Origin of the sequence: Dyadobacter jiangsuensis (assembly GCF_003014695.1) — a bacterium.
Classification (GTDB): Bacteria; Bacteroidota; Bacteroidia; order Cytophagales; family Spirosomataceae; genus Dyadobacter; species Dyadobacter jiangsuensis.
This window is the reverse complement of the sequence record NZ_PYAS01000005.1, coordinates 100,454-123,737: the sequence shown is the minus strand read 5'-3', so window position 1 is coordinate 123,737 and position 23,284 is coordinate 100,454. Positions and strand designations below refer to the sequence as shown.

Annotated in this window: 22 protein-coding genes; 12 read left to right on the top strand and 10 right to left on the bottom strand. The window is 51.2% G+C overall.

Annotated features, from left to right (window positions below; all coding sequences use genetic code 11):
• Window positions 1-12: 12 nt before the first annotated feature.
• The 5 genes from CLV60_RS11655 (at window position 13) to CLV60_RS34230 (ending at window position 3,582) form a co-directional block, all read left to right on the top strand.
• Window positions 13-948 (top strand): DUF8464 domain-containing protein, encoded by a 936-nt coding sequence (locus CLV60_RS11655; RefSeq protein WP_106595574.1) that lies wholly within the window; start codon window positions 13-15, stop codon window positions 946-948.
• A gap of 122 nt (window positions 949-1,070) precedes the next feature.
• A complete protein-coding gene (locus CLV60_RS11650) occupies window positions 1,071-1,448 on the top strand; it encodes a plasmid mobilization protein (RefSeq protein ID WP_106595573.1) in 378 nt (125 codons plus the stop codon).
• 43 nt (window positions 1,449-1,491) lie between these two features.
• A complete protein-coding gene (locus CLV60_RS11645; RefSeq protein ID WP_229210930.1) occupies window positions 1,492-2,376 on the top strand; it encodes a relaxase/mobilization nuclease domain-containing protein in 885 nt (294 codons plus the stop codon).
• Window positions 2,373-2,912: a hypothetical protein gene (locus CLV60_RS11640; protein ID WP_106595572.1), complete on the top strand. Its 540-nt coding sequence runs from the start codon at window positions 2,373-2,375 to the stop codon at window positions 2,910-2,912. The genes CLV60_RS11645 and CLV60_RS11640 overlap by 4 nt, the downstream gene beginning before the upstream one ends.
• A gap of 505 nt (window positions 2,913-3,417) precedes the next feature.
• Entirely contained in the window at window positions 3,418-3,582 is a 165-nt protein-coding gene (locus tag CLV60_RS34230) for a hypothetical protein (protein WP_170118766.1), read from the top strand.
• A gap of 274 nt (window positions 3,583-3,856) precedes the next feature.
• Here CLV60_RS34230 and CLV60_RS11630 read toward each other — a convergent pair whose 3' ends face one another.
• The 3 genes from CLV60_RS11630 to CLV60_RS11620 all read right to left on the bottom strand — a co-directional run bounded on the left by CLV60_RS11630 (window position 3,857) and on the right by CLV60_RS11620 (window position 8,211).
• Window positions 3,857-4,612 carry an SDR family oxidoreductase gene (locus tag CLV60_RS11630; protein ID WP_106595570.1) on the bottom strand — a complete coding sequence of 252 codons (756 nt, stop codon included), beginning with the start codon at window positions 4,610-4,612 and terminating at the stop codon, window positions 3,857-3,859.
• A gap of 41 nt (window positions 4,613-4,653) precedes the next feature.
• Window positions 4,654-5,394, bottom strand: coding sequence for an SDR family oxidoreductase (locus CLV60_RS11625; protein WP_106595569.1), 741 nt, complete (start codon window positions 5,392-5,394; stop codon window positions 4,654-4,656).
• Between the two features lie 195 nt (window positions 5,395-5,589).
• On the bottom strand, window positions 5,590-8,211 hold the full coding sequence (locus CLV60_RS11620) for a sigma-54-dependent Fis family transcriptional regulator (protein WP_106595568.1): 2,622 nt from the start codon (window positions 8,209-8,211) through the stop codon (window positions 5,590-5,592).
• Window positions 8,212-8,328: 117 nt separating this feature from the next.
• Here CLV60_RS11620 and CLV60_RS11615 point away from each other — a divergent pair, with 117 nt between their 5' ends.
• On the top strand, window positions 8,329-8,778 hold the full coding sequence (locus tag CLV60_RS11615; RefSeq protein WP_229210929.1) for a YybH family protein: 450 nt from the start codon (window positions 8,329-8,331) through the stop codon (window positions 8,776-8,778).
• A 38-nt stretch (window positions 8,779-8,816) separates the two neighbouring features.
• Window positions 8,817-9,680 carry an AraC family transcriptional regulator gene (locus CLV60_RS11610; RefSeq protein ID WP_106595567.1) on the top strand — a complete coding sequence of 288 codons (864 nt, stop codon included), beginning with the start codon at window positions 8,817-8,819 and terminating at the stop codon, window positions 9,678-9,680.
• A gap of 348 nt (window positions 9,681-10,028) precedes the next feature.
• On the opposite strand, the gene CLV60_RS11605 is transcribed toward CLV60_RS11610, so the two are convergent.
• The 7 genes from CLV60_RS11605 to CLV60_RS11575 all read right to left on the bottom strand — a co-directional run bounded on the left by CLV60_RS11605 (window position 10,029) and on the right by CLV60_RS11575 (window position 19,333).
• The gene (locus CLV60_RS11605) at window positions 10,029-11,435 is read right to left on the bottom strand and encodes a TolC family protein (RefSeq protein WP_106595566.1); all 1,407 of its coding nucleotides are present in this window, start codon (window positions 11,433-11,435) and stop codon (window positions 10,029-10,031) included.
• Window positions 11,422-14,622 carry an efflux RND transporter permease subunit gene (locus CLV60_RS11600; RefSeq protein ID WP_106595565.1) on the bottom strand — a complete coding sequence of 1,067 codons (3,201 nt, stop codon included), beginning with the start codon at window positions 14,620-14,622 and terminating at the stop codon, window positions 11,422-11,424. The genes CLV60_RS11605 and CLV60_RS11600 overlap by 14 nt, the downstream gene beginning before the upstream one ends.
• Window positions 14,623-14,633: 11 nt before the next feature.
• Window positions 14,634-15,833 (bottom strand): efflux RND transporter periplasmic adaptor subunit, encoded by a 1,200-nt coding sequence (locus CLV60_RS11595; RefSeq protein ID WP_106595564.1) that lies wholly within the window; start codon window positions 15,831-15,833, stop codon window positions 14,634-14,636.
• Between the two features lie 45 nt (window positions 15,834-15,878).
• Window positions 15,879-16,967: an NADH:flavin oxidoreductase gene (locus tag CLV60_RS11590; protein WP_106595563.1), complete on the bottom strand. Its 1,089-nt coding sequence runs from the start codon at window positions 16,965-16,967 to the stop codon at window positions 15,879-15,881.
• A 40-nt stretch (window positions 16,968-17,007) separates the two neighbouring features.
• Complete coding sequence (locus CLV60_RS11585) at window positions 17,008-17,655, bottom strand: NUDIX hydrolase (protein ID WP_106595562.1); 648 nt, start codon at window positions 17,653-17,655, stop codon at window positions 17,008-17,010.
• Between the two features lie 12 nt (window positions 17,656-17,667).
• The gene (locus tag CLV60_RS11580) at window positions 17,668-18,339 is read right to left on the bottom strand and encodes a DsbA family protein (RefSeq protein ID WP_106595561.1); all 672 of its coding nucleotides are present in this window, start codon (window positions 18,337-18,339) and stop codon (window positions 17,668-17,670) included.
• 106 nt (window positions 18,340-18,445) lie between these two features.
• Window positions 18,446-19,333, bottom strand: a complete 888-nt coding sequence (locus CLV60_RS11575; RefSeq protein ID WP_106595560.1) for a helix-turn-helix domain-containing protein — start codon at window positions 19,331-19,333, stop codon at window positions 18,446-18,448.
• Window positions 19,334-19,467: 134 nt separating this feature from the next.
• Here CLV60_RS11575 and CLV60_RS11570 point away from each other — a divergent pair, with 134 nt between their 5' ends.
• The 5 genes from CLV60_RS11570 to CLV60_RS11550 all read left to right on the top strand — a co-directional run bounded on the left by CLV60_RS11570 (window position 19,468) and on the right by CLV60_RS11550 (window position 22,960).
• On the top strand, window positions 19,468-20,037 hold the full coding sequence (locus tag CLV60_RS11570) for a TetR/AcrR family transcriptional regulator (RefSeq protein ID WP_106595559.1): 570 nt from the start codon (window positions 19,468-19,470) through the stop codon (window positions 20,035-20,037).
• Between the two features lie 81 nt (window positions 20,038-20,118).
• Window positions 20,119-20,493: a DsrE family protein gene (locus CLV60_RS11565; protein ID WP_106595558.1), complete on the top strand. Its 375-nt coding sequence runs from the start codon at window positions 20,119-20,121 to the stop codon at window positions 20,491-20,493.
• Window positions 20,494-20,545: 52 nt separating this feature from the next.
• Window positions 20,546-21,466, top strand: a complete 921-nt coding sequence (locus CLV60_RS11560) for a PNPOx family protein (RefSeq protein WP_106595846.1) — start codon at window positions 20,546-20,548, stop codon at window positions 21,464-21,466.
• Between the two features lie 5 nt (window positions 21,467-21,471).
• On the top strand, window positions 21,472-22,533 hold the full coding sequence (locus CLV60_RS11555) for a 2Fe-2S iron-sulfur cluster-binding protein (protein WP_106595557.1): 1,062 nt from the start codon (window positions 21,472-21,474) through the stop codon (window positions 22,531-22,533).
• On the top strand, window positions 22,523-22,960 hold the full coding sequence (locus CLV60_RS11550) for a nucleoside deaminase (RefSeq protein WP_229210928.1): 438 nt from the start codon (window positions 22,523-22,525) through the stop codon (window positions 22,958-22,960). Before CLV60_RS11555 ends, CLV60_RS11550 begins: the two co-directional genes overlap by 11 nt.
• The last annotated feature ends 324 nt before the right edge of the window (window positions 22,961-23,284 follow it).

The window sequence follows — 23,284 nt, the reverse complement described above, 5'->3', positions numbered from 1 at the left end:
GCCCCAGTAATTATGACTTGCGAGCAAGCCAAACAGATATCTATGGTAGACCTGCTGGAACACTGCCATATCCGTTCTCAATATGTGAGGGGACAAGACCATTGGTATCTCTCCCCGTTCAGAGATGAGAAAACGCCTTCATTCAGGGTCAATGCCAGGTTGAATCTCTATTATGACCACGGTAGCGGTCGGGGAGGTGATATTATTGATTTGGGACGCACCCTGTTTCGCTGCGATACGAAAGCTCTGTTGGAAAAATTGGATTCGGGTCTTTTTCTATTTCAACCGCAAGACCTAAAATCGACGGGCTTGCATATAGATAGTGGCGTTACCCCAGCCCGGGCTCTCGATCAATCTGGCATCCATATTACTGCTTTGAAGGAGTTAGGCAGTACCCCGATAATTACCCAGTACCTGGAATCGCGTGGTATCGATCTGGCCGTTGCGAAATCATACTGTCGCGAGGTATACTATCGGGTCGGCGACAAGAATTATTTCGCCGCCGGTTTCGAAAACCGGTCGGGTGGCTATGAGCTGAGAAGTGCCTATTTCAAGGGCTCGAAATCTCCGAAGGATATATCCCATATCGAGAATGGCCATAGCTCGGTCTGCGTGCTGGAAGGCTTTATGGATTTTTTGTCGCTTCTCTCGCTTCGAAAACAGGAGCAGATCCAGACCGACTTTGTGGTGCTTAATTCGGTGAGTCTGGCAGAGCGAAGTGTGGACATTGTCAAAAGTTACAGCACCGCTTTTCTATATCCGGATCATGATGCAGCTGGGAAAAAGTTGCTCGAAAAATTTCAGAATGCGGGGATTAATGGTGTTGATGCCTCGGGGATTTATCAGGATTACAAAGATTTGAACCAGATGCTGGTTGCTAGCAAACAGCTGGAAAAACAGCCACAACATCGGTCCTATTACAGGAAGTCCCGAGGGCTGGGCCTCTAAGTTTCTTTCAGGGAGCAAGTTTGTGTTTTCGCTTCGCAAAAACTCGTTCCGGCCGCGCCGGAACTCAAACTTGCTTTTTCTCCCGATGGTCGCAAAAGGTAATCAACAGATTTTGTCAACGAATGAAAGAGGTAGAAAGCATGGAGCAAAATTCGCACAAATCCAAAGGAGGAAGGCCGCCAAAAAAGGTCAAACGAAACGCGCAACTAATGGTCCGACTTTCGGAAACTGAGCGGTTTTTGATTGAGTCGAAAGCCAAGGATGCAGGCCTACGTCCAAGCACCTGGCTGAGGCAAGCCGCCAGGAAAGCCAGGGTTGTTGCGCGGCTCTCCGCAGAGGAAGCAGGTTTCATCAGAATGCTGGCTGGCCTGGCCAATAACTTAAACCAGCTGCTCAGGTTTACGAACATGCAGGGACTGCTGCACGAGACAAAAAAGGCCGCAGAGCTTCTATCAAATATTGATCATTTACTCAAAAGACTAGCCAACGATGATCGGTAAGATAATGATAGGATCAAGTTTCGGAGGGGCAGTCAGATATGTCATGCAGAAGGAGCAGGCTATCGTGCTTCATAGCGAAGGGGTCAGGACCCAGGATGTAAAATCAGCTATCCATGACTTCAATGCTCAGCGCCAGATGAATCCCGAGCTGGGCAAGGCAGTCGGACACCTAGTGCTGAGTTGGAGCGGATTCGACAAGGATAAACTTTCACCAAAAATCATGGTAGAGAGGGCTGCCGAATATATGGCCAAAATGAAAATCCAAAACACCCAGTACTTGGTCGTTGAACATCGCGATACAAATCAGCCGCATATTCATATTCTCTACAACCGGGTTGATAATGCTGGTAAATCCATTTCGGACCGCTTTCAGAAGCGAATCAATCAGAAGGTTTGCAAGGAGATGACCCTGAAACATGGCTACTACATAGGCAAAGGGAAAACACTGGTTAACCGAGCTAGGCTTAAAGGGATTGATAAAACGCGTTACGAGCTGGCAGACCAGATCAAGATGGCAAGCAGATCGGCAGTGAATTGGAAACAGTTTGAAGGTGCGCTTTCGTCGAGCGGGATTACCCTCATCTACAAATATAAGTCTAGTACTGATCAGATTGAAGGTATCAGCTTCCAGAAGGATGGAACGGTGTTGAAGGGATCAAAAGTTGACCGAAGCATGAGTTTTCTGGCACTTGATCGAAAGCTGCGGGAAAATTTTCAGCAACAAATGTCGGTGAGGCGTCGGATGTGGGAGCGTGGGACACCACCACCGGCGCAAGAAGAAATGCCATCTCACCGGTATGGTTTGCCACACTACAAGGAAGAAAACTTGCTGAAAGACTTGATGGATCCGGTAACTCAACACGACACAATCAACCCCAACCTTAAAAGAAAACAAAAACGCAAAAAATCGAGAGGACTGCATTTATGAAAAATATTGAAGATAAACTCGATAAATTCGATCAGGTACTGGCTATCCTGGTAAAAAAGATCTCAGTGCTGGAAAGCCTGTTGATTGATCCAAAAGTGCCGGTCGATGATTTAACTCACCAAATGCTGGCTGATATTCAGGCCAGTGTGGCAAAAATGCCGTCAGGTAATATAATACTTTCCGAGCTTGTTGGTATTCGAAAGCGTCTTGACGCATTATCCTACGCTCTGGAAAATCCCAAACCAGTCACATTCGATTTCAAGGCGAAAAGTTATTTCGTTTCACTAGCAGTACTGCTTTGTACTACTGCTGCTTCGCTGGTGACAGTTAGATGTTCGAATGAGAAAATTGAACAGGCGAGCCGAACTGCGGTCAGGTATGAAGTGGCTCAGCAATTATCTCCTCGTTTAACGAGAATGATCGATCAAGCCTTTGCCCAAACAACGGAACCCTCAGTAGATTCGCTTAGGCATGCGTGGGAATTGCTGGAAACAAATTCGCACAAGCATGAAAGTAGCAAGCGGAAAAGACGATGAAGGAAGTACGGTTTAACGTCCACAACTGTAATACACTGTAATTAGATTTCATGTACCACTAAACTGTACCGTTTAAGGCCGGGTTTCGCGAAAAAACTACCCGACTGTAATTCGTGCCGCGGAGTACAGAAATACGACCGGATAAATTAGCGTAGTAGTATCATAGACATAATCTATCATCGGGAATCAATCCTTAATATGGTCGCTAACACAGCACTTATATTTTTTGTGATGTTCAAATTAACACCCGAATGAACTGCTCATACGGTAGTGGCATGTCAAGCCACTTAAAGCTATCCGTAAAGGCTAGTATGATTATGAATGAAGTCACTATCCCGACGACAGCAATACCAATTGCCGCTGGTTTCGATTTAGTTTTCAAATAATGAATGGCCGAAACATGTAAACTGATTGAGGCCACGGCCAGGAAATAGTAGGGTATAAAAATAAAAGTTGCAGGATAATAGTTAAGCCCAGCCGCTGCAAAGTAGAAATTCGTGTCCAGATGCTCGATGTACCGAGCGGAAAGAACAGCCCCTACGTGGGCAATAAGAAAAAACGAAAGGTAAAGGCCGGAATATACCTGGATCTTCTCGGCAATGGCCTGGGCATCCCGTTTGTAAATCAGTCTGATGCCAGTAACAATCTGAAAGAAAACGACCAGCAATAGCAGCGTTTCCACGACCGGATGTCTGTACACGAGCCGGAATTGTTCCATTATCTGGATATGTTTTTCTGGCCCATCCAATGCAAAAAGGTGGTTTAGTAAGTGAAATGCTATGAAAACCGACAATGTAACACCGAATATGTAATGCAGGGATTTTACCAATGCCCTTCTATCGTTTTGAATGTTCATGGGATACGCAATCAAAGTTGTTTAAAAGCACGGCCGGTAATAGCTACCAACCGTGCATGATCAGTACAATCTAGAAACTGCAAGGTTGTCACGCCTGGGGCGACAGAGACCCGAGATACTCCTCGAACCGGGTTTCACCCAGATACGCATTTCCTTCCGGTACCAAGGTGGATGCCGGCACTTCCAAGCCGAAATATTCACTGCTGTCGTCGGCGATCACCGTTTTACCCGCGTCTTTGGCCTTCACATAAGCTTCCACGAATTCACTCATGGGCCCACGGACAGGGCCCGCAATCTCGACAGTTCCGTTCGCAGGCTCAGATATCGCAAACCGGGCAATGAACAGCGCCACCTCTTCGGCAGCAATGGGCTGGAAATCGAGCTTCGAGACATGAACTTCACTCCCCTGTGTGCCTCCCGCGGCAATGGTTGGTACAAATTCCTGGAATTGGGTGCTGCGGACGATAGTGTAGGGCACACCGGATTTTTTAACCAGATCCTCCTGGATTTTCTTCGCCCGCATATAACCCATGCCTTCCATCAGGTGCGTGCCGACAATGGACAGCACTACATGGTGTTTGACGCCTGCATTCAACTCGGCCGATAAAATGTTGCGGCCCACGGTCTCGAAAAACTGAATGGCCGGACCATCCTCAAATGAAGGAGAGTTGGAAAGGTCAACGACCACGTCCGTATTTTCCAATGCATCTGAAAGCCCCTCGCCTGTGAGTGCGTTAATACCTGTCGAAGGAGAACCAGCAATGACGGTGTGGCCAAGCTGACGAAGTTTTTTGGTGACGTTGGAGCCGATCAGGCCTGTGCCGCCTATGATTACAATTTTCATGATTTCTGGTTTTATGAATTGTTTGAAATGAACAGGCTTAGTTAACCTTTAATCCAGTCGACGAACCGGATTGCACCGGAGTAAAAATCGCCCTGAGGAACCAAAAGGGATTTGGGGATTTCGAAGAACATGTACTTATTCTCGTCGCTAGCGACCAAGGGCTTTTCCCCGCCTTTCACAGACAGGTATTGGCTTACGAACTCGTTCATGGGCGCCAGGTCTGGCCCTGCGATTTCCACGGTCGTGTTTTTGGGTGCTTCCAATGCGAGCCGGGTGACCAATGCAGCCACGTCTTCTGCCGCAATGGGCTGGTAGTCCACGGTGGAAATGTGGATGGCCTCCTCGTCGGATTGCACCGCAATTAAAGTCGTGATATGTTCGTGGAACTGTGTAGCGCGGATGATCGTGTACGGGATACCGGATTCTTTGATAATATCCTCCTGCTCTTTTTTGGCGCGCAGATAACCGATATACAAGGCCCGGTCGGTTCCTACGATCGAAAGTACCAGGTGGTGTTTCACACCGGCCGCAATTTCTGCCGCTGCCAGGTTCCTGCCTGCTACGCGGAAGAAATTGATGGCCGTATCTTCCTCCGGAGAAGCCGAGTTAGACAGATCGACGACCACCTCGGCATCTTTCATGGCCTCAGCTAGGCCTTCGCCAGTCACTGCATTGATGCCCGTCGAAGGAGCGGCTACGACTACCTGATGGCCCAACACCCGCAGTTTTTCGCTAACCCTTGTTCCGATTAACCCCGTACCGCCTACAATGACAATCTTCATAATTTTGAAATGTTTAAGTTTAAAATCTTACAGATGATCCTAAACTTGCCATTTCAATGCCAAATATTTAATAGACTGATTATCAATAATATATTTAATGCAGACACCTCTCATTTTCACCGTATTTAGTGAAAATATGAAATGTATCATCTTATTTGATGAGCATAGACGAAACGCCCCAACTATTTAAAGCACTCAGTGAGCGTAATAATCGGCCTTTGAGATGCCCAGCTTCCGCATTTTAGAGTGAAGGGTGTTGCCGGGAATGCCTAATATGTCCGCAGCGCCCCCGATGCCGGAAATTTTGCCGCCGCACCGGCGCAATACCTGTATGATGTGCATGCGCTCGACTTCTTCCAATGGTAAATCGGATGGCCTCATTGGATCGTCGGTCGTTGCCCTTGTTGCTTGCGGCAAGAAAAACTCGGTGATCAAGGGACCTGTCGCCAGAATCACCGAGCGCTCAATGAGATGTTCGAGTTCACGCACATTGCCCGGCCACAGATAAGCCTGCAACTGCCGTAACGCGTTGGCTGATAGCTTGACGGTTTTCTTGCCTACACTTTTGCTGAATTTGGATAAGAAAAATCCGGCAAGACTTTCGATATCCTCACGGCGGTCGCGCAGCGGCGGCAGCTTGATGGGGAATACATTCAAACGGTAATACAGATCGGAGCGGAACCGGCCCGCTTTTACTTCCGCTTCCAGGTCGCGGTTGGTGGCAGCGATGATCCGAACGTTCAATTTAATGGTTGTTTTGCCACCTACACGCTCCATCTCCTTTTCCTGCAAAACCCGCAGCAACTTCACCTGTGTTTCCAGCGGCATCTCCCCCACCTCGTCCAAAAACAGTGTACTGTTATTGGCCAGCTCGAACTTTCCGATGCGCCGCTCGACGGCCCCGGTGAATGCGCCACGCTCATGGCCAAACAACTCGCTCTCGATCAGGCTGGCTGGCATAGCTGCGCAGTTGACCTTGATCATCAGCTTTTCTTTGCGGGAAGACGCGTTATGCACGGCTTTCGCGATCAGCTCCTTACCAGTTCCCGTCTCGCCCAACAGCAGTACCGTCGAGTTGCTTTCTGCCACCAGGGAAATCAGCCGGTATACCTGCTGCATCGCCTCGCCGCCGCCGACAATCTCCTCAAAATCCTGATTGAGCTGCTGTTTGAGATAGTCGTTTTCGTCTTCCAGCTGTTTTTTCAAATGCATTATCTGCTCGTGCGCAAGCACATTGGAAACCGCAGTCGAAATTTGGGCACAAATTCCTTGCAAAAGCGGGCCGCTGATCTGCTGCCCCAGCATCCAAACCATGCCCAGGTTCTGTTCGCCCAATCTCAGCGCCGATGCATAGACAGTATTAATCCCGCGCTGCTCACGCTGGATAGACAGTTTGAGGCACTTCGCTTCCAGGTTTTCATCAATGTCCAGCAAAATCGGCTGGTTGCTTTCGAAGACAAGTTTTATATGTTGCTCATTAATATTTAAAGAGTAAAATTCTTCGTGTTCAGCTACCTCGGTTTCCTGGAAAAACTGCCGGTCGAAAAGGTAAGGCCGCAGGGTAACCTGGTCTTCCGCCAAGAGGTACATCACAGCGATCCGGGTTTGAAACAGGGCCTGCAAAACATTCGAAACCACATAGTCCAGGTCGGATTTGGATTTAACACCGGTGATATCGTTCGAAAACCTAAGCATCAGTTGCTGCTCTGCCTGGCGGCGCAGAATGTCCTCGTTGGCCATAATGTTGCCCATCGCAATGGCAATCTGCGAGCAGATGCCCTGCAAGATCGGAATGTTGATCTCGTCGATGCTCAGCCAAAGCAGACCAATGTTGGCGTTGCTGTTCCGCAATGCAATGCCGACCATCGTTTTGAAACCCATATTTTCCCAAAGATCCAGGTAGGACAGATTGTAGCCTCTCTGCAACTCGCGGCCCACATTGAAAAGCAACGGGATATAGCTATCCAGGATGCGGTTTTGGAGCCCGTCATTGATCGGGTACTTCTCGGAAAGCACCCGCTCCAACAATGCAGGATCGAATGCAGAAGCGCCTGTATCGTACAGGTATGCCGACATCGTCAGCCCATCTTCATTGATCTTGCGGATCACATATCCTCCCTCTGGGTTGAGCTTTCGTAGTGCTGCTTTAACTACGACGGCCAGATCTTCCCGGCTACGGACAGCCGTCATATCATTGCTGAAATCAAGCAGGAATGACTTTTCATTTTCCTTTTGCAGGATTTCTTCGTTTTTGATAATGTTGGAAACCGCGCTTGACAATTGCGGGGTGATCCTTTGAACGATGTCCTTGAATTCCTGAGAAAAGCCACCTTCATGATCGGTGTAAATATGGATAAACCCGATCGGCTGGTCGCCGGTCCGGAGCGTTGTCATCAGCACATGCCGGATACCTTTCTCGAAATTTACGCGCAGGAACGCCGGGCTTTGCGGGGCATCGACAATATCGGCGAGAAAGAAATCAACAGGACCGCCGGCCGCCAAAACGGATTGGATGAAGGGCTCGTCAAGCGGAAAACACGCCTTGACCATATCATCGTATTCGGGGTGGTCCTTGATGGCTGATGCACGGTGATCAAGTAAAAATGGCTTATAGGTTTCATCCTTGCGTTCGATCAAGGTCACAATCGTATGCGTAAAGTGCATTAATGACTTGATCCGATTCGAAAACAGCACGATCAGGTCATTCTTGTCGCGCACTTTGGTGATATCATTGCCCAGATCGAGCAGCAATTGTCGTTCCCATTCAAGATTTGTATGAATACTACTGTTTTGATCCATGTTGGAAAACTGCTTCATCTGTGCGAGGTATATCTGATTTTAAGTTGATTTGTCCACCTTTTGCGCCGAATAGTAGGACAATTCAAATCCGCAACCATCCGTGCTTTGCATCAACAAAACAAATCAACCAAAGTTATGAAACAGCAAAGTATGGATTCAATCGAAAACACAGTTAATGCAATTGCAGAAAAATATCCGCTCGCAACAACGCCCGAAGAAATCGTCCCATCGCTTTTGGCGCATTTTAACTCGATGGATGTGGATGTAATGCTGGATTTCTACGAACAGGATGCCGTGCTCGTCGACGCCCAGGGTGTCCCTCAGCGAGGGCGCGAGCAGATCCGTAAGGAGCTTTTGAAATACTACAGCGTCCAACTGCCCATGCACATCATTGCCCGCCATATCTTTGTTTCGGGCGACACGGCATCGCTCGTATTGGACTGGAACATTGCCGGTAAAGCCCCTGATGGCACGCCGGTGCACATGGTTGCAACCTCCAATGATATCGCCAGAAAAGGCCCTGACGGCTTCTGGCGGTACATCATCGACAACCCGTTCGGGACACAGGTTAGGAGTTTATATTAAACAAGCCAGGGCCGGACTCCCGGCCCAACTTAGCATCTATGGCAAACACCGGCATTATCCTGCAAAAATTAGTCAATACTCACACAGGTGTGGAAGTCGAGCGGTGGGTAGGCAATCATGTACAAAACGCGGAAGCCTTTAAACCCCATCGGCATGACCATTATACCTGCCTGCTTCTGGAAAAGGGTAAAATTGATATTATGCTCGATTTTCAGCCCGTTACGGTTAAACCCGGGATGCTTTTCATCTCCTACCCAGGGCAGGTACACCAGGTGATATCATCGCTTGGCGGAGCAGGCTGGTATGTCTCGTTCGACAGCCGATTGATCGACGAGCCAATCAGGTCTACGCTGGATGAATCAGTGACCGAGGTATTGGCGGTACTGCTCTCACAAACCGAAGACGCCTGGTTTAAAAAATCCATCGGTCTGATGCTACAATTGGAAGAACTGAACAAAGGTGCTGATCTCAACCGGATAGTTACGCACGCGTTATTGAAAGCATTTGTCTACGAGGCTATGATCATTTACCGTAAAACACAAAATCATCTGGCTGAGCGTCGCGGGCAACGTCAGTTCGTTGTCGCCAAAGACTTTAAAAAGCTTCTGCGGAACCATTATAAGACTTTGAAAAAACCTGCCGATTATGCCGATCAGTTAAATATATCGGTTAACTACCTCAATGCGTGCGTGAAGGCCGTCACAGCTAGCTCCGTCTCAGCATTAATCCATCGAGAGGTGATCGCCGAATCACAGCGGCTGCTGTTTTACACAGATTTGGATATCAAGGAAATTGCATTGGATCTGGGATTCGAGGACCAGAAGTATTTTAGCCGGCTGTTTAAGAAGGTCGTAGGCGTTGGCCCAACTGTATTTAGAAACAAACAATTATCGATCGAATAGTCAACACCGGCAGAGTACAAAAAAACACCGGATGAAATATAGTTAGTCAACCATGACTGAAAGTTATCACACACTTATACAATGTATAAATTGCTCAACAAGTCTATATCAACCAGAAGTAATGATGCGACGCAGCCACAACTTAAAGCTGCTATCACAAAAGATGCCGCTCCGAATCATCGGAACGGCATTCTGATTTGAAGCTAGATCGATAAAAGATTTACCTCAAACTTATCCAGGAAATACGATCCAGAATTCTCCGAAACAATATTTAACTACTTGTCCACATGCCATGATTAGGCAAGAAACTTCAAACACTACAAGTGTTGACATGATATGGAAGAGCCGTCAATTCCACCCACCACCCAGAGACCTGTACAGCTCGACCACCGCATTCAGCTGCCGGGTTTTAATGGTAGCTAGTTGCAGCTCGCTTTGCAGCAGGTTGCCTTGCGCCGTAATGACTTCCAGGTAATTGGCCATCCCGCGGGTAAAGAGAAGGTTCGCATTGCGGGAAGCAGTTTCCAGCACGTGCGTCCGTTCTGCGGCTGCGCGGTATTGCGCTTTCAGCTTCTCCACTTTGGTCAGTTCGTCCGACACTTCGCCCACCGCGTTGAGAACCGATTGCCGGAATGCAATCACTGTTTTTTCACGCTCTATATTGGCTATTTCAAGGTTGGCTTTCAGCTGTCCCCGCTGAAAAACGGGCTGGGTAATGCCGCCCGCGACCAGTCCGAAAAGCGATGCGGGAATATTGAACCAGTTGCTGGCTTTCAATGCATTGATGCCGCCGCCGGCCGTAATCACCAATGAAGGATAAAAATTCGCCTGCACCTCGCCTACTTTGGCATTAGCCGCATTCAAAGCCAGCTCAGCGCTTTTGATATCGGGCCGGCGGCTGAGCAATGTGGATGGAAAACCGGCATGCAGTTCTTCCGGGATCGTCAATGCTTGCAAACGGCTTTTGCGGTTGATCGCCTGCGGCATTGTCCCGATCAGCACATGCAATGCATTTTCCTGCAATGTGGCCTGCTCTTCCAGTTGCGGAATGAGCTGGGAAGCAGTGAGCCGCTGCGCCTCAGCTTGCTGGACCGCCAGTGAGGTGACCTGGCCGCTTGCAGCTTGCAATTTGATAATGACCAGCGTGCTGTCGTTGAGCATCAGGTTCCTCCGGGCGATTTCCAGCTGTGCATCCAGCATTAAAAGATGGTAGTAACCCTGCGCGACCTGCGCTACCAGCTGCGTTTGCAGCGCTTTGCGGGCTTCCGTGGTTTGCAGGAAGCCTGCCAGCGCGGCGGCTTTGCGGCTGCGGATCTTGCCCCAGATATCGGCTTCCCAAACTGCCGTCATCCCGGCGCTGTAATCCTCGATGTGCGAAGTGCCCAGGAACTGGTTCAGGGTGAAACCATTCAGACTATTGTCGGACGGGCGACTGGTATTGGCAGTCAGATGCGCTTTCAGCTCCGGCAGGTAGCCCTGCCTGGCCTGTTTGAACAGTACTTCGGCGGCATCGATGTTTTGTAGCGCGATCTGCATGTCGTAGTTTTTAATCAATGCCGTATCGATCAGTTGCAGCAGCGCCGGGTCGGTAATGAAAGTCCTGAGCGGAATGGCGCCGATACTGGCAGAATCTCCGGGCGCTACACTTCTGAATGCCCCCGGTACCGCATCGGGTAGCGGCACGTTTTTCGAAACCTTGCATCCCGCCCCGGTCAGGGCGACGAGCAGGATAAGACTTATATTAAACTGTTTCATAAATAGCTTGATTTACAGGCCCTTCGTCGTCGCGAACCGCCTCATTGGAATCTTTGGATAATCGCTCCTGCAAAGCGCGAAAAACCACGAACAGCACAGGAATGATCAGCAAGCCCAGCACCACCCCGGAAATCATACCGCCCGCGGCGCCGATGCTGATCGAATGGTTGCCCTGCGCCGACGGCCCCGTGGCGCTCATCATTGGGATAAGCCCCACTACGAATGCCAGTGAAGTCATAATGATCGGGCGGAGCCGTAACTTGGCTGCCTCGATGGCCGCCGCTACCAATGGTAGCCCTGCCCTCCTGCGCTGAACGGCAAATTCCACGATCAGGATCGCATTCTTCGCCAGCAGGCCGATGAGCATCACCAATGCTACCTGCACATAAATGCTGTTGGCAATGCCGGTTATGCCGATGGCAACGAATACACCGAAGATGCCCGCCGGAATGGAAAGCATTACCGCCAGCGGCAGGATGTAGCTCTCATACTGTGCTGCCAGCAGGAAATAGACGAACACCATGCAAAGGATGAAAATGACCGTCGATTGTCCGCCAGAGGCGATTTCCTCCCGCGTTTGACCGGAAAATTCATAAGTATAACCGGCTGGGAGCTGTTTTGCCGCCACTTCTTCCACCGCCTTGATCGCCGCCCCGGAGCTGAAACCGGCCTTGGGAATCGCATTCACGGAAATGGAATTGAACATATTATACCTCGAAACCGTCTCCGAACCGTAGATCCGGCTCAGTTTCACAAGCGTATTGATCGGCACCATCTCGCCGGTTTTGTTTTTGACAAACACCCTGTCGATCGCCGACGGGTCGGCGCGGTCCTGCACATCGGCCTGCACTACCACGCGATAGTACTTTCCAAAACGGTTGAAATCCGATGCCTGGGCACTGCCGAAATAGGCCTGCATGGTTTCGAGAATGTCTTTCACGCTTACACCGAGCTGGTCGGCTTTATCGTCGTCGATGTCCAGTTGCAGCTGCGGGTAATCGGCCTTGAAGCTTGTGAATGCTGCCGCTATTTCCGGGCGCTTGGAAAGCTCGGCGATAAACTGCTGCGATATGGTGCTGAATTTATCGAGCTTACCGCCGGTTTTGTCTTGTAACACCAAATCCAGGGCTTCCACATTGCTGAAACCGGGCACGGTCGGAAAGCTGAACACAAAGAAGCTGGCGCCGGTAATGCCGCCCAGTTTGCTGCGCACATTGTCCATCACAGCGTCCAGGTTCTTGATATCGCCGCGCTGCTTATTGGGTTTTAATAATGCATAAATAATGCCTTTGTTGGGGCTCATGGAGTTGGTAAGCACGTCAAAACCGGAAATGGCCGTCACAAATCGCGTGGCGTCAAGGCCCTTCACGGTCGTTTCGGCCTGGCTCATCACTTTCTGAGTCACATCCAGCGTCGTTCCCGAAGGCGTATTTACGGCAATGGCGATAAACCCCTGGTCTTCTGTGGGTATAAATGCCGAAGGCGTGGATTTCACCATGAATACCGTCGCCATCGCTATCAGTACAAGGCCGCTCATGGCGAGCCACTTGTGACGGATCAGAAATTTCAACCCGCCTACGTAGCGGCCCGTCAACGCATTGAAACTGCTATTGAACCCGATGAAGAATTTTTCCTTAAAATCTTTCTTCACTCCCGCTTCTTCACCAGTGCCGGAAGCATTTGTATGGATTTCCTTCAAGAACAATGCAGCTAATGCGGGACTGAGCGTTAGCGCATTAATGGCTGAAATCACAATCGCGATGGCCATCGTGAATGCAAATTGCCGGTAGAAGAGCCCGGTAGATCCTTCCATTGAACCCACCGGCACAAATACCGCTGCCATGACGAGCGTAATGGAGATAATGGCCCCCGAAATTTCATGCATCGCCTCATGGGTCGCCGCTTTGGGACCCAGGTGTTTGTGCTCCATTTTGGCATGTACCGCCTCTACGACCACAATCGCATCATCCACCACAATACCGATCGCCAGGATCAATGCAAAGAGCGTGAGCAGGTTAATTGAAAAACCAAAGAGCTGCATAAAGAAAAAGGTACCTAAAATGGCCACTGGAACGGCAATGGCGGGGATCAAAGTCGAGCGGAAATCTTGCAGGAATAAAAACACGACGATAAACACCAGGATAAACGCCTCGATGAGCGTGTGCTCGACCTGCGCAATAGATTCGTCCAAAGCCGTTTTGGTACTGAAAAATATTTCATGCTTAATGCCCGCCGGAAATGCTTTCGACGCCTTTTCCATCGCTTTACGGACTGCGATCTGCGTCTCGTTCGAGTTGGCGCCGGATAGTTGCAGGATACCGATTACCACCCCTTTCTTACCGCTCAATCGTGTCGAGCTGTTATACGAAAATGCGCCCAACTCCACCCTGGCCACGTCTTTCAGTCGCAATACCGAGCCATCCGCATTCGAGCGGATCGCGATGTTTTCGTATTCGTCGGGCTTGGTCAGTTTACCCTTATATTTAATCACATACTCAAAAACCTCTTTGCTATGCTGACCGAATTTCCCCGGCGCAGCTTCCAGGCTTTTATCCTGGATGGCTTTCATCACTTCGGCGGTCGTCACCTGGTAATTGCTCATTTGGGTCGGGTTCAGCCAGACGCGCATCGAATAATCCTTTTGGCCTCCGTATAAGCTCGCCAAACCCACTCCCGGAATGCGTTTCAGCTCGGGGATAATGTTGATTTCGGCATAATTTCCGACAAATGTCGGGTCGTAGCGGGCTTCGTCTTCGGTGAAAAGGCCGATGCCCATCATGAAAGTTACGTGCTGTTTGGAGGTGGTAATCCCCTGCTGCACCACCTCGGCCGGCAAATGGCTCAATGCCTGCGACACCCGGTTTTGCACGTTGATCGCCGCCTGGTCGGGGTCGGTGCCCAATTTGAAATAAACCGAAATTGACAGCGTGCCGTCGTTGCTGGCCGTGGAGCTCATATAGGTCATATTTTCGACCCCGTTAATGGATTCTTCGAGCGAGGGCGCCACCGATCGCAGCACCGTTTCGGCATTTGCACCGGGGTATAAGGCGCTCACCATCACGGATGGCGGGGCAATGTCGGGAAATTGCTGCACAGGCAGCTTGATCAGGCTGATCACCCCGAGGATCACGAGGATGATCGAGATCACGGTGGCCAATACAGGCCTTTGAATGAATATCTTGAACATGGCTGTAATACTTAATTTTTACTCACTAATTCGACGGGCTGGCCGGCCACGATCTGCGGCTTGATCACCTGCCCGTCCTGCAACCGGTCAAATCCGCTGAGCACGATCTGATCGCCCGGTTTCAAACCCTCTTTGATCAGGTAATGGCTGCCGCTTTTACCGATCACAGTAATGGGCGTTTTGGTCACTTTGTTTTGATTATTTAATGCAAAAACAAAAACCTTGTCCTGCATCTCGAACGTCGCCGATTGCGGCACCAGCACCGCGTCGCTATGCTGTAAACCAAGCCGGATTTTGCCCGTGTTACCCGAGCGGAGCACCGAATTGGCATTTGGGAAACTCGCCCTCAATGTAATAGCGCCGGTATTCTTATCAAACTGGCCGTCGATCATGTCAATCTTGCCTTTGAACGGATAAGCGGCATGATTAGACAGCAGCAGCTCCACGTCAGGCAGGTTTTTGATCCGCTCCGCAGGCGTTTTCCCAGGATAATGGTTATTGAATGCATTGAAATCGTTCTCGGCCAGGGCGAAGTACGCCCGCACTTCGTGGATGTCCGAAAGCTGCGTTAATGCCGCCTGGTCGCCGGGAGAAACGAGGCTACCCTGCTTTTTAGGAATGCGGCCGATGTAGCCACTCACTTTCGCACGGATATTGGTATAATTTAAATTGATCTCCGCCGACGCCACACCGGCCCGCGCCTGCTCGGCATTGGCCTGGGCAATCTGATAGGCAGTCCTCGCCGTTTTCAGTTGAAAATCCGAAACAACCTTGTTTTCGACGAGCGGCGTCAGCTTTTCTACTTCCAGCTGCGCATTCAGCACCGCTGCCTCCGCTGCACGCAGACTGGCTTTCGCATTGTTCAGCGCTTCTTTGAAAGACTGCGGATCAATCTGAAACAATATTTGTCCAGCCTTAACATATGCACCTTCATCCACGAATGTATGCTGCAAATACCCGCTCACCTGCGGGCGGACGTCAATGTCGGCTGCGCCCTGGATGGAGGCCGGGTATTCAACAAACGTGATGGCCGAACTTCCGCTGATCTGAACCACCGGCAGCACGGGCGGCGGCGTGGCAGCCGCAGGCTTATCCGCGGCCGACTGGCAGGCCAGCATTAAAGCCGTCATGGAAGAAACTGCAATGAGGTACAGTACCCGGTTCATGCGCATCCTGACCATGTCAGGCGCATGTAATGTGATCGTATTCATAGTATTCGTATTTAAGATTTCATTAGTTGTGGTACATAGCTGCATTCACAGGGAGCCGGGCAGCACGAAGCTCGGCCATCCGCGCAGGTGGTTGATAAAGCGCTCGCTCAATCCGCCGCGGCGCAGGTAAGCGGCCGTGACGGGCAGTGTCGGGCTTTCATACCTTGGATCGGCCATTACCTGCAAGGGGAAGTCTCGTTGGAGAATGCCGGCCCGGGCAATGAGCGCGAAATCGCACCCTTCGTCCAGTAGCCGTGCAGCCCGGTGCGCGCTCATGATCTTCCCGGCAGCGCCCACCCGTACGCCCTTGCGCGGGAGGCTGGTGAAAACGCTAAGCATGCTCTTGCCCCGGAATGTGCCTTCCCGCACGACTTGGGCCGAATCCCATAATGCGAGATCCAGGTAATCAATCAGTTCGCGGTTGAAAATCTCGGCGGTAAGCTCGCGCAGCTCGTCCAGCTGCAACCCGTACCGTTCGATTGACAGTCGCCAGCCGATCTGAAAATCAGGCCCGCAGGCGCGGCGAATGCCTTCGATTACCTCCATCGTGAGGCGCGCCCGGTTTTCCATGCTGCCGCCGTAGCGGTCACGGCGGTCGTTCAGCTCGGGGGAAAGGAACTCGGAAAGTATCCATCCAAACGCGCCGTGTACGGCGACGCCGTCGAACCCGGCCATTTGTGCGCGTTTGGCGGCTGTGATGAATGAGTCGCGGATCCGCTCCACCACTTCGGTCGGGATTGCCCGCACGCCCGGCACGGTATAGCTCGACGCGGGCGCCGGTATACCGCCGAAAATCGGGTTGGCACGGTGCCCAGCGTGGTGCAGTTGTACGGCCGACAGACCGCCGCCGTCCCTTATCGTGGTTGCGATGCGCGTAAGACCGGGCAAGTGCGCATCGCTGTGAATGCCCAGCTGGCGCGCGAATGCGATGCCGCCCGCTTCCACGGTCGTCGCGCAGGTTTGGATCAATGCGTAACCGCCTTGGGCGAGCTGCTCCATCCATTGTTGGTCGTATTCGGAAGCCGTGCCATCGTAGCCGCTTTGCTGGTTCGTGAGCGGCGCAAGCATGAATCGGTTACGCATAGGCGGGCCATGCAGCAGCGTGAGCGGCTGAAAAAGATCAGAAACAGACATTTTGCTTAAAATTAAATTGAAATAACAATGACGCTTGGCATTATACGCCGTGCTTTTCCGGCGCACTACCCTTCACAATCATGAGCAGTTCGCTGATCATCTTCGCAGTGGCTCCCCAAACGGGATGGCCCTGCACATCGTAATGCGGCGTGGACACGAGGTCGCCGGGAATCTCGATTTCGCTGGCGCCCAGGGTGTTCGGATCGAGAAAATGGTCCAGTTTCACTTCCAGAACGGCCTCCACTTCGCGGGTGTCGGGCAAAAAGTCGGGGCGGTATGGAATGCAGGCTACGACGGGCAGGACCAGGAAATTGCTGGGCGCAATATAGATTTCCGTGAGCGTACCCAGGATTTTGACCACATTAGGCTTTACCCCTATCTCCTCTTTCGCCTCGCGTAACGCCGTGTGGATCAAATCTTCGTCCATAGGCTCATACCTGCCGCCGGGGAATGCCACCTGCCCGGAATGCACCCCATCGTATGCGGTCCGCAGAATCAATGCAAAACATATCTCGTCCCGAAATGGATACAGCAGGATCAATACCGAGCTTCTTCGGGTAGCAGCGTCCGGCACTATGCCCAGGTATCCGGCCGACGATGCTTCCATGGTCCGGTGCGCAACTTCACCAGGCAGCGGCTTTTTCAGGTTTTCGCTGAGCCCGAGGATAAATGAAGAAAACGATTTCATTATTTCCGGGTGTTAACACTCGCAGGAATCATCCGTGCATGCAGGTCCCTGGCCGGGCGCGGACGTAGCCATTTTTCTGAACAGCCCGTCGATGATGATTTTCATATTCTCATACGACTGAAACCCGCGGGTAACCACTTTCACCGACGCATTTTCCAACGTGAGCAACGTCGGGAAGCCCTGCACGCCCAGCTGCCGGCTGAAATCAAAGCCCTGGACGGTACGACGCTTCATTTCTTCGGAATGAAAGCTTTCCAGGAAAACCTGCTTCTCTATGCCCAGCTCCGCGGCGATTTCTGCCAGCGCCAGGTCATTGGTAATGTCCTTGCCCTTCACGTAAAACGAAGTTTGCATTAGGCTCAGAAATTCAAAGTCCCAATCGGGCAACAGCTTTTGCACCACCGCCAGCGCCCGGCTCGAAGGCTCCGTATCATAATGGAATGTGTCGGAAACGAACTTCATCGAATGATCGAACGGCTGGCCGCTGCGGGCCGTGACATTCCGCCAATGGTATTCGAGAAAGTCGCGGTACTCTTCGGTGACCGTTTGCCGGCTGCCGGGGGAGAATCCGCCGGAGACAATTTGAAGATCGATATCCGGGTAATTTTCTTTCAGCTTTTTCAAAACCGGACTAAATCCATAACACCACGAACACATCGGGTCCGTGAAATAGAACATTTTCATAACGCATCTTGCTGATTGTTTGATGAAACAAAATTAGCCCCTTTGGAGGAGGGGCTATTTCACGAGAAGTCCAAAAAATGTCCTGTAAAGTTCAGGCTAAAAAGGGTCAAAACCGCTGCTGCAACTGCTTGGGCGTGCTGCTGTATTTCTGTTTAAAAGAAGCAATAAAATGGGCGGGCGTTTCAAAACCGACCTCGTAGGCGATCTCGGTCACGTTCTTTTCGGAGCTTTGCAGCAGCTCGTAAGCCGTTTCGAGCCTCCGCTGCATGATCCATTTTCCGGGGTTCATTTTAAAGGTCTGCTGAAACTTGCGCTTGAATGTCGAAAGGCTGCAATTGGCCAGGGAAGCGTATTGTTCCAGCGACATATTTTCCTTGTAATGGTTTTGCATTAACAACACGAGGTCCGGGGAGAAAAAACTATCGATGCTGCGGAGCTGTTTTTCAAGCAAATGCCCCTCCGGCGCGGAGATCAGGATCTGGAACAGTTCGGTGATCTTGGCGGGTAAAAGAAACCGTTTGCGCTCGGGATCGGCATTGCCGGTAATGCAGGCTTTGAGCTGCAAGGTTAGTGCGGCCGTCAGATCGTCGGCCGGGAGTAATGCTACGCCGGGAATGTTCTGTTCCGGTTCGTCGGGCTGTGCGAGGCTGGTGCAAGCAAATATGTTTCCAGCCTGGGCGCGGAGCCATTCGTCGGAAAAGAGAATGGTAATCTCATCATAGCCCACAGCGGGATCGACCACTTTCTCCGCGATCCGGTAAGTTCCCTTTTTCAGGCTAAACCCCGCTCCGGCGGTAACGGTAGTGGTGCATTCGCCGCTGCTGATCTCCTTTTGCCCGTTAATGACAATGCTGATCATATTCATATGCACACTGGTCAGCGTAGCAGGAATGTCCTCGAAATGCATATGGTGCATTAAATGGATCTCATCGTCCCAGGAAAGAACGGCGGGAGTCTCTTTGATGATGACGCTGCAATGGCGGGTATTGTTCATGGATCACACAGCTGGTTTGATACATTAATTTTACCAAACGGTCGGGATAGTCTGTAAGTTCCATAAAAATTTTTCTCCCATTACTGAACTAATTTTCTTTACCGATCGTTCGGTATTTGAAACACTCAGAATACATGGCTTACGCAAAAGTTGAACACGATGTCGTTATCGACAAACTGATGGAAGTATTCCGGTCGTCCGGTTACGATGGTGCGAGTATGGCCACGCTTGCGCAAGCGACGCAGTTGAAGAAAGCCAGCCTCTACCACCGCTTCCCGCAGGGCAAAGAAGAGATGGCACACGCCGTGCTCCGTTATGTTGCTACCTGGGCCAAAAGCAGAATTGCCGATGTGCCCGTTGTCTCGGATAGCACGCCGGAAGACCGGCTCGATACTGCATTGAAGGCTATCGACGAGCTCTACGATGGTGGCCGCCTCGATTGCATTCTCCGGGCATTGTCGCATGGCTCGGCGGCAAACCTTTTTCAGAAAGAAATCGGCGCGATTTTCGAAACGTTGATCCGCTCTTTCAAACACCTGGCCCTCGAATTCGGCCACAATGAGCAACAGGCGCAGCAGCTGGCCAATGAACTCATGGTGAAAATCCAGGGAACGCTCATCGTGCAGCGCTCGCTTGGGCAACCCTCGATGTTCAAAGCCATGTTAGCCGAAATGAGCGCCAAATTCATGAAGACTCATTTTTAACATATATTTTTTGTCAAAATTTTTACCGATCGTTCGGTAAATTGTAAGTTTAATTTTTAAAGTTTAAATCAATCAAGTACAATGAAAAATGATGCAAAAACGGCCCTGATTATTCTTTCAGATCCTAACTCCAATTCCGACGATGCCAACGGCAAACTGTTCAATGCGCTGGCGGCGGCTTACGATTTTAAACAGGCAAACCAGGAAGTGACGATCCTCTTCCAGGGCGCAGGTACCCGCTGGCCCGCATTGCTCGAAAAAGCAGACAGTCCGTTTTATGGCTTGTTCGAAGCTGTGAAAGACAAAGTGCAGGGCGTTTCCTGCGGCTGCGCCAACGTCTTCGGCGCGGATACCACCGGCTACGACCTTATTTCGACCAATGCCATTCCCGGCACTTCCGGCCTGCCCAGCTTTGTGCAGCTGCAAGAAGAAGGCTATCAGATCATTACATTCTAATTCCGAAACCTGCGGCCGCTGGTAATTGCGGCCGCATTTCCCTACGCTGAACATGGAAAACAACCCATTTCACCCCGGTGAGCTGAAAGTCCAGGCCCTGGCCGGCGAGTCGCAGATCGCCAGTCGGAACGGCCGGCTCATTGCCGACAAGATTCCCAACGGCGCATTGAAATTTGTCGATAAACAGCCTTCCGTGCTCGCCGCGAGTCTGGATCAGGAGCAAAACATCTGGGTATCGATGCTGGCAGGCCAGCCCGGTTTTGTGCAGGCCGAATCGCCGCAAGCGGTGCAGCTGCATACGGAACATCTGGTGTCGGCTGAAAATGATATTTTCTGGTCCAATGTGGCCGGGCACCCCAGCGTCGGCCTGCTGTTCATCGAGCTGGCCACGCGCAGGCGGTTGAAAGTGAACGGCCCGGTGATGTTTGCGCCTGACGGTACCGGTTTGCAAGTGCACGTGCAGGAATGCTTCCCGCTTTGCCCACGCTACATTCAGCGGCGCGAAGTAGCAGTGACCGCAGCCACACGGCAGGCCCATGCAGCCACCGAAACCGGCGGGCATTTCACCGATGCATTGCAAAGCTGGATTACCAGCGCCGACACCCTGTTTGTCGGCAGCGGCCACGACGACGACCACATCGATGTCGGCCACCGGGGCGGCAACCCGGGTTTTGTACAAATCCTCGACGAGCGCACGCTCCGCATCCCCGATTACAACGGCAACAGCATGTTCAATTCGCTCGGCAATTTCACGATCAATCCCCGCGCCGCGTTGCTTTTCGTAGATTTCAAATCCGGCGAAACCCTGCAACTTACCGGCCATGCCGAACTGGACTTTACCGGGCCCGACGAAGACGACACCACAGGCGGTACCGGTCGCTACTGGCAGTTTCATTTACACAGCTGGCGAAGGCAGACAAGCCTGGCCGGACTCAACTGGACCTTTCTGGATTATTCCCCATTTAACGTTTAGCATTCATGTTCAAGCCCGTTCAGGTCATCGATAAAGTTCAGGAAAGCCAGACGATCTGGTCATTTTACCTCAAACCCGCCGATGGCGATCGCCTTGCGCATTATCTGCCGGGGCAGCACATTATCGTCCGGCTGCAAATACCCGGGCAAGCCGGGCCGGTTCAACGTTCTTACACCTTATCAGGCGTGCCTGGCCAGAACCTTTACCGCATTACCGTAAAGCGCGAGGGCACACCGGATCAGCCCGGTATTGCATCGTCGTTCTTGCATGATCATGTTGATATTGGCGATACAATCTGGATCAGCGAACCTCTTGGCGGGTTTGCATTACAAAAAGACTCACGACGGCCGGTCGTGCTTCTCAGCGCCGGTGTAGGCATTACGCCTATGCTCAGCATGCTCGAAGCCATTGCCGAAGAGCCCGATCCCCGGCAGGTTTGGTTTGTGCACGGAAGCAGGAATGCGGGCGAGCAGCCGATGCTCGGGTGGCTGCGATCGCTGGCCCGCACGCAGGCGCACATACGGGTGTCGATCCACCATAGCCAGCCGTCGCTGTCCGAAATCATTGGGGTTGACTATGACGCGTTCGGTCGGATAGACCTGGATTTTCTCAAACAAAATTCATCCCCTGCCAATAGCGACTTTTACATTTGCGGCCCCGAATCTTTTGTCAAAACACTTGCTGATGGACTGCGGTCCTCGGGCGTTGCTGATTCCCGGTTGTTTTGTACTTATCTTAGTGGAAATGACAACACTGTTTTACCAGATCAGAAAACAGCGCCGATTTTTATCGAAGAAGACCTGGCCGGTGCGGTCCCGACAATCTCACTCACGCAATCTGGCCGGTCATTTTCCTGGGCCGATGGATACGGAAACCTGCTGAATTTGCTCGAAAAACACGACATTTACCCGCCAAGCAGTTGCAGGGAAGGTACTTGCATGAGTTGCAGCACAAGGATAATTTCAGGAACAGTAACTTACGACCCGGAACCATTCGGCGACCCTTTCGAGGGTGAAATTCTGCTTTGCTGCGCACGGCCTGAAACCGATCTGGTGCTTGATTTATAGACAAATGGACGATCACCGAAGATTTTTACAACGCTGTCACGAGCTGGCATTGGAGGCCGGCCAATCGGGTAACACGCCCGTCGGCGCACTCATCGTGCGCGACGGCGTCATCGTAGGCGAGGGCATCGAAGCCACGCGCCCCGACAATGACATCACCCGACATGCGGAAGTGGAAGCTATCCGTGATGCATTGAAACGCCTCGGCACCGACAAACTTACCGGCTGCGCGATGTATACCACCCACGAGCCTTGCATCCTCTGTTCGTACGTGATCCGGCATTATCAAATCAGCTGGGTGGGTTTCGAGCATGCAGTACCGGCAGTCGGCGGCGTCAGTTCATCATGGCCCATTCTGACGGCAGCTGATATACAGATTTGGACGCCGCCACCTGTGATAGAGACGTTTAAATCGCCGCATGATGCCTGAGAAGCAGCATCATATTTGATCTTTTTATGCTGAGCAATTCCACAATGGCACAGCCGTAATTACAGTTTAACGGTACTATCAGAGGCAAAACTGAACCAATAATTAGGTGAAAAAGCTCAGAATCAGCATTTTCAGAAATTCTCTTGATTGTACGCTTGAACGACCGTATAATCGAACACTGGGTGAGTTAGTCGATCAAATAATTCAATTTTGGATGCCCGTTTTCCGAAAGTCAAACTCTAAAAAATGACTAAATCAGTTCACCGGAATCAGAAAAACTCAGTGAACCTGAGAAAAAATGTTCGACCTATGTTCGACCTAAGA